General features: G+C 41.2%; 8 protein-coding genes. 6 read left to right on the top strand and 2 right to left on the bottom strand.

Features of this window, described 5'->3' with window-relative positions:
• The first annotated feature begins 4 nt into the window (after positions 1 to 4).
• The 6 genes from iscA (at position 5) to pepB (ending at position 4,911) form a co-directional block, all read left to right on the top strand.
• A complete protein-coding gene (iscA, locus tag AC4GME_RS07005) occupies positions 5 to 328 on the top strand; it encodes an iron-sulfur cluster assembly protein IscA (protein WP_490375819.1) in 324 nt (107 codons plus the stop codon).
• A 184-nt stretch (positions 329 to 512) separates the two neighbouring features.
• On the top strand, positions 513 to 1,022 hold the full coding sequence (gene hscB, locus AC4GME_RS07000) for a co-chaperone HscB (RefSeq protein WP_490375820.1): 510 nt from the start codon (positions 513 to 515) through the stop codon (positions 1,020 to 1,022).
• 27 nt (positions 1,023 to 1,049) lie between these two features.
• Positions 1,050 to 2,921, top strand: coding sequence for a Fe-S protein assembly chaperone HscA (gene hscA / locus AC4GME_RS06995; protein ID WP_490375821.1), 1,872 nt, complete (start codon positions 1,050 to 1,052; stop codon positions 2,919 to 2,921).
• Positions 2,922 to 2,962: 41 nt separating this feature from the next.
• Positions 2,963 to 3,301 (top strand): ISC system 2Fe-2S type ferredoxin, encoded by a 339-nt coding sequence (gene fdx / locus AC4GME_RS06990; protein WP_490375822.1) that lies wholly within the window; start codon positions 2,963 to 2,965, stop codon positions 3,299 to 3,301.
• A gap of 52 nt (positions 3,302 to 3,353) precedes the next feature.
• Complete coding sequence (gene iscX / locus AC4GME_RS06985; RefSeq protein ID WP_490375823.1) at positions 3,354 to 3,551, top strand: Fe-S cluster assembly protein IscX; 198 nt, start codon at positions 3,354 to 3,356, stop codon at positions 3,549 to 3,551.
• A gap of 67 nt (positions 3,552 to 3,618) precedes the next feature.
• Positions 3,619 to 4,911, top strand: coding sequence for an aminopeptidase PepB (gene pepB, locus AC4GME_RS06980; RefSeq protein ID WP_490375824.1), 1,293 nt, complete (start codon positions 3,619 to 3,621; stop codon positions 4,909 to 4,911).
• A 75-nt stretch (positions 4,912 to 4,986) separates the two neighbouring features.
• Here the strand turns inward: pepB and AC4GME_RS06975 are convergent, their stop codons facing one another.
• On the bottom strand, positions 4,987 to 5,517 hold the full coding sequence (locus tag AC4GME_RS06975) for a GDYXXLXY domain-containing protein (protein ID WP_490379182.1): 531 nt from the start codon (positions 5,515 to 5,517) through the stop codon (positions 4,987 to 4,989).
• Positions 5,507 to 6,505: a DUF4401 domain-containing protein gene (locus AC4GME_RS06970; RefSeq protein WP_490379181.1), complete on the bottom strand. Its 999-nt coding sequence runs from the start codon at positions 6,503 to 6,505 to the stop codon at positions 5,507 to 5,509. Before AC4GME_RS06970 ends, AC4GME_RS06975 begins: the two co-directional genes overlap by 11 nt.
• Between the last annotated feature and the right edge of the window lie 46 nt (positions 6,506 to 6,551).

The following is a 6,551-nucleotide window of genomic DNA, read 5'->3' as shown; positions in this document are numbered from 1 at the left end:
AATTTTGGCAATCACAATGACAGAGCCAGCAGCAAAACATGTTGCTTCTTTTCTTGCTAATCGTGGCAAAGGAATCGGTTTGCGTTTAGGCGTTAAAACATCAGGTTGTTCGGGCATGGCTTATGTTCTTGAATTTGTTGATGTGCTTAATGATGATGACCAAGTATTTGTCGATAAAGGTGTTAAAGTTATTGTCGATGAAAAAAGTCTTGTTTATCTTGATGGCACAGAATTAGATTTTGTTAAAGAAGGCCTTAATGAAGGTTTTAAATTTAACAACCCTAATACTGATGGAGAGTGTGGCTGTGGTGAGAGTTTTAGTGTTTAGATAAACTGTCACGATTAATCACTTCGCTATTTTGCCCAATCTCTTTGTCGAAAGTGCGCATTTATACCTATAAACTGCGCGCTTTCCCCTTCAGATTGAACAAAATCTCTTCGTGCTAAATCGCTAAAATAAACACTTATTGAGGATAAAAAAACCTCTCTCTTTATCTTGCTAGGAGCATCTTTTGAACTACTTTGAACTATTCTCTCTTCCGGCTACATTTTCTGTTGATCAAACACTATTATCTGCAACTTATCGTGAACTGCAAAAACAATATCACCCAGATAAATTTGCGATCTGCTCTGACAGTGAGCGTTTAACTGCGATGCAAAAAAGTACAGAAATAAATGATGCCTACCATACATTAAAAAACAGCTGTTTACGTGCGCAATACCTACTGTTATTAGCCGGGCTGGATATCGCCTTAGAGCAAAGAACCCTGCAAGATACCAACTTTTTGATGCAGCAGATGGAGTGGCGCGAAACTATTGCTTCATTTACTGAAGATGATGAACATGAAATTGAACGCTTTGCAGAAAATATACATAAACAAGTGATTGATTTAGAATCATTAATTGAATCACAATTAAGCCTTAATGAAATAGAAGCAGCGGCAGACAGCGTCCGTAAGTTAAAATTTATGCTCAAACTTCAAATTGAACTCGAATTGCTTGAAGAAAAATTGTTCGACTAAAACTACTAAAAAACAGGATCATTCTCGATGGCATTATTACAAATTGCAGAGCCAGGTTTATCTGCTGCGCCCCATCAACATAAGTTAGCGGTTGGCATCGATTTAGGTACCACTAACTCTCTTGTCGCCAGCGTACGCAGTGGTGAAGCTTTAACTTTAGCTGATCAAAATCAGCAAGATATGTTGCCATCGGTTGTGCATTATGGTGAAAAAGATGCACAGGGCGATACCTGTATCAGTGTCGGCGTAGCTGCACAGTCCTGTTTGTTAACTGATCCATTAAACACGCTGGCTTCAGTGAAACGCTTAATTGGCAAAAATTTAACAGATCTAGATAAAACTCACCTGCCATATCAGCTTAGCGCAAATCAAAGCGGGCTGGCTCAAATTGAAACGCGCTCAGGTCCGATTAATGCGGTGCAGGCATCAAGCGAAATTTTAAAGGTCTTAAGTGCTCGCGCAACAGAAACTCTGCAAGGCGAACTAGATGGCGTGGTGATCACTGTGCCTGCTTACTTTGATGATGCACAACGTCAAGGCACAAAGGATGCGGCTCGTTTAGCGGGTCTACATGTTCTGCGTTTATTAAATGAACCAACAGCCGCCGCAGTTGCTTACGGGCTCGATTCCGGTAAAGAGGGGGTGATTGCGGTTTATGATTTAGGTGGCGGCACCTTCGATATCTCTATTTTACATTTGCATAAAGGTGTTTTCGAAGTACTTGCAACCGGTGGTGATTCTGCACTGGGTGGCGATGATTTTGACTTAACCATTGTCAATTGGATAAAAACACAAGCCAATATTACAGGGAAAATAATGCCTGAATTACAGCAGGAATTATTACAGGTTGCACGTAATAGCAAACAAAAATTGAGCGAACAACAGCAAGTTTCTATTGAATTACAATATCTTGACTGGTCAGGTGTGCTTGATAAAACGACATTTGAAAAGTTGATAGAAAAACTGGTGAAAAAGACACTGCGCGCTTGTAAGCGTGCCATTAAAGATGCACAAATCAGGTTTGATGAGATAGTTGAAGTTGTAATGGTTGGTGGTTCAACGCGCGTACCGTTAGTACGTGAGAGAGTCAGTGATTTTTTTAAACGAGATCTCCTGACCAGTATCGATCCGGATAAGGTAGTAGCAATTGGTGCGGCTATCCAAGCGGACATCCTAGTAGGTAATAAACCCGATTCTGAAATGTTGTTATTAGATGTTTTGCCGTTGTCATTAGGACTTGAAACAATGGGCGAATTGGTTGAGAAAGTTATTCCCCGTAATACCACTATTCCTGTTGCGCGAGCACAAGAATTTACTACCTTTAAAGATGGTCAAACAGCGATGTTGATCCATGTTTTACAAGGCGAGCGAGAAATGGTGGCAGATTGCCGCTCATTAGCACGTTTTGTATTAACTGATATTCCGCCAATGGCTGCCGGTGCAGCTCATATTCGCGTGACATTCCAGGTCGATGCAGATGGTCTGTTAAGTGTTAGTGCAATGGAAAAATCATCGGGCGTGCAGGCGCATATCGAAGTTAAACCTTCGTATGGTTTAAGCGATAGCCAGGTGATGGAGATGCTTTCTGAATCGACGACGTTTGCCGAGCATGATATTCAAGCACGTATGCTGATTGAGCAGCAGGTTGAAGTAAAACGTGTGATTGAAAACCTTGAAGCAGCATTGCACAAAGACGGGGCGTTGCTGCTTTCGACAAGCGAATATCAAACCATTACTGACAGTATTAAAGTGCTTGCTGATCTTGGCCAAGGCGATAATATTAATGCAATTAAAGATGCGCTTGCAGCTATTGATAAGTTAACGGATCATTACGCATCATTGCGTATGGATGCATCAATCAAGCAGGCGTTAACTGGTCAATCGGTTGATAAAATATAACCACGAGAATAGATAATCTTAAAACATAAGGTGCGATTAAGATGCCAAAAGTAATATTTTTACCTCATGAAGAGTTATGCCCTGAAGGTCTGGCTGTTGAAGCTGACGAAGGTGAAACTATTTTAGATATCGCTCTGAAAAATGATATCGAGATAGAGCATGCCTGCGAAAAGTCATGTGCCTGTACAACGTGTCATGTTGTGGTGCGTGAAGGTTTTGATTCACTTGAAGAGAGTGATGAGCTTGAAGATGATATGTTAGATAAAGCATGGGGGCTTGAGCCAGAGTCGCGTCTTGGTTGTCAAGCTTGTGTGACTGATGAAGATTTAGTCGTAGAAATCCCAAAATATACCATCAATATTGTTTCTGAAAATCATTAATTTAAAAAATGGCATAGAATCAATTAACAGTTAAATGATATTGGAGGTAAGTATGGTTTTAAAGTGGCTAGACTCCCAAGAATTAGCGTTAGCTTTAATTGATTTATATCCCAAGCAAGATCCAACCCAGCTGCATTTTACTGAGTTGCGTGAATGGATTTTGCATCTTGCGGATTTTGATGATGATCCAAACCATTGCAGCGAGCGTATTTTAGAAGCGGTGCAGCAATGTTGGATTGAAGAGATGTAATCGCTAATGACAGTGATTTTAAACGCGAGCTTCGGCTTGCGTTTTTGTTTATTTAAAAGGTAAGAAAATGAGTCATTGTTTTTTGGTTTCTTTAAGTTTTGATGTTGCCGATGCGACATGGGGAAAGAGCGCACTGCTGAGTTTTTCACAAGGCCAGTCTGTTATCCATTTAGATCAAAAAAAATCACTGTTCCGTCAGGTGCAAAGCGCTGCGCGTAAACTTGATTCAATGACTATCGAACGTATTAAACTGCAAGGTAAAGGTTGGGATAACGAATTACGTTGGGCTTTTTCGCAAGGTTTTTATAATGCTAAAAGCGGAGCCAATATCGACTTTGGTGATATCGAAGATAATGAACTGCAAACATTAACGTCACGTAAATTAATTATGGAGTGGGTACGTAACACCATTAATCTAGGTCCACAGGCATTATCACCCGAGCAGCTCTGCGAGAAAGCTGTGTCATTGATAACACATCTAGTACCTCTAGATTTGCCTGTTGAATATAAAATCATTTCGGGTGAAGCACTGCTCGAAGCAGATTTACAAGGTATCTATCAAGTTGGTAAAGGCAGCGTGCGTCCTCCTTGTATGTTAGAGCTTGATTTTAACCCAAGTGGCGATGCGGATGCTGCCGTTGACTATGCCTTAGTCGGCAAAGGGATTACTTTTGACTCCGGCGGTTACAGTTTAAAACCGAGTGATTCAATGACCGCAATGAAAAGCGATATGGGCGGCGCTGCTACATTAACCGCAGCACTCGCATTAGCTATTGTGAATGGTTTAAATAAACGCGTTAAATTATATTTATGTTGCGCAGAAAATTTAATCAGCGGCAATGCCCTTAAATTAGGCGATGTGATCACCTATAAAAATGGTGTCACAGTTGAAGTATTAAACAGTGATGCAGAAGGGCGCTTAGTCTTGGCTGATGGTTTAATTGCCGCACAGGAAAATAACCCTAACTGTATTATTGATGCTGCAACCTTAACAGGCGCCGCTAAAATGGCTGTAGGTCGTGATTACAACAGTTTACTCACTATGGATAATAAACTTGCAGAGCTTGCGCTGGGGTGCGCACAACAGGAAAATGAGATGCTGTGGCGTTTACCTTTTGCAGATTTTCACCTTGAGCAGATCAGTTCATCATTTGCCGATATTGCCAATATCCATAGCGGTGAAGGGATGGCCGGGGCATCAACGGCTGCTGCATTTTTAGCCAAATTTGTAAAACAGCCACAAGCTAACTGGATTCATTTTGATCTTTCCGGCAGTTACCAGATGAGCGCGAATGGATTGTGGGCAACAGGCGGTAAAGGCCATGGCGTACGCACGATCTGCAAGATGTTGCTTGCTTAACAAAGATACTTTTTAATATTGTTTATCATCTGATTTTTCCATTCTGAGGTAGATTGGCTATCGATAAATTCAAATTTATTCTTTCTCTGCTCCGTGAGGGAGCTTATTTAAATCTTTATCAAACAGAGCTGAGAGTAATAAATCGCCGTCTTTATTAACTCTAAACTGGCCATAATGAGCCGCTTGATACTGTTTTCCATCACCTTCCTGAAAGAAGAAAGCATTGCTGGCAAACTTCACTGCGCCATTACGTACGCGGTAGCGCAGCAGGAGTTCACTGTTTTCTAACGGCTGCTGTTGATAGATGCGACGGTAGCTGGCGATATTTTTCTTATTTAAATTGACTACCACATAACCATCGCTTGCATCTACATTATGAGACCATGAGTCGTATTGCTGTTTTTTTGGAAGTGTTTGATAAATCTGGTCCGCAATAGTAAATCTAAGCGCCATATAGTCACCTTGCATCAGCGAGCGGGGATCAACGGGAGCAAGCTGCAGATAAACAATTTGACCATCGTGAAGGTGCTTTTCTTTACCTGCAATGGACCAGTTAATAACTGCGAGGACAGCAATAAGGGCGGCGATAGCAATTTTACGATACATGAGCCACTTCCTGTTGGTGTTTTAAAGCTCGTAATATCAGGTAGCGTACAATCAGCAGCACACTGCCAATAATAACTAGGGTTATGGATTTATCCAGCAAGCTAGTCTGCATTTGATAGTAATAGGTAGAGATATAAAAGAGTAATGAGCAGATGCCTAACCCCAGCAGTATTCGGTTACTAACCGAAAAACCTAATAGCATAATCGCCATAGCCACGCTGATCCCCTGAGCTTGCATGGACAGGACGCAGAGCAGTAACGTGGTAAACAGTGTTGATATGCTGAAAACAGTAAACATAGGTTTTGAAAAACGCTGCAATAATTTAAAAACAAGGTAGAACATGGTGAGAGCTAAAAACAGTTCATCAAGCCAAGGGGGATCAATAGTTTCGCTTGAGCCAATAAGCCAGCTGAACGATTGAGAAGGAAATAGGGCAGAGCCCTTGATCGGTATTAAAGCTAATATCAAACCATAAGAGATAGCTTGGAATTTTCTGATTTGCTCAGGAAAATGAAATTCATTAAGCACTAACCAGCATGCTAAAAAAAGAATGATACAGTTATTTAAATAGGGCAGTTGCAGCAATTGCATAGTCATTGAAAAGGCGATAGCAGCGGCAAAGGCTGACCACACTCTATGCACAAAATCAGGCATAAGTATGGCTAAAAGCAGCTGCATAACAGTGATCAATCCCCACACATAAACAAGGTTATCCTGAGTGCTGTCAACAGCAATGCCCCAAACCATTAATGCTTGCCCGGCTAAGCTAACGGCCAGCATCAGGTGTTGTAAAAACTCATTTTTTGGTATCTGTAAAATGGCAAATGCTCCGGCAATCATTAGCCCCCCTGCAATAAAAGAGGTAAAGCTATTTTCAAAAATATCGGAAAAGGCGACAGCAACAAAACCAAGTAAAAATAGAGAGGCTACCCAGCCGGATAAAGCCAATAACAGTTTGATATACCAAGGCGATTCAGGCTCTTCCATTTTGGGAGGGGGTCCTTGAACGAGCTTTGCGTTAACAAGTTTATTC

The organism is Psychromonas sp. (genome assembly GCF_983033635.1).
This window is presented reverse-complemented; position numbering and strand designations above follow the sequence as displayed.

Coding starts and splice junctions, on each gene's coding strand:
- pepB (WP_490375824.1), top strand. CDS start 3,619: ATGAGTCATTGTTTTTTGGTTTCTTTAAGTTTTGATGTTGCCGATGCG.
- AC4GME_RS06975 (WP_490379182.1), bottom strand. CDS start 5,517: ATGTATCGTAAAATTGCTATCGCCGCCCTTATTGCTGTCCTCGCAGTT.
- fdx (WP_490375822.1), top strand. CDS start 2,963: ATGCCAAAAGTAATATTTTTACCTCATGAAGAGTTATGCCCTGAAGGT.
- hscA (WP_490375821.1), top strand. CDS start 1,050: ATGGCATTATTACAAATTGCAGAGCCAGGTTTATCTGCTGCGCCCCAT.
- iscX (WP_490375823.1), top strand. CDS start 3,354: ATGGTTTTAAAGTGGCTAGACTCCCAAGAATTAGCGTTAGCTTTAATT.
- AC4GME_RS06970 (WP_490379181.1), bottom strand. CDS start 6,505: ATGGAAGAGCCTGAATCGCCTTGGTATATCAAACTGTTATTGGCTTTA.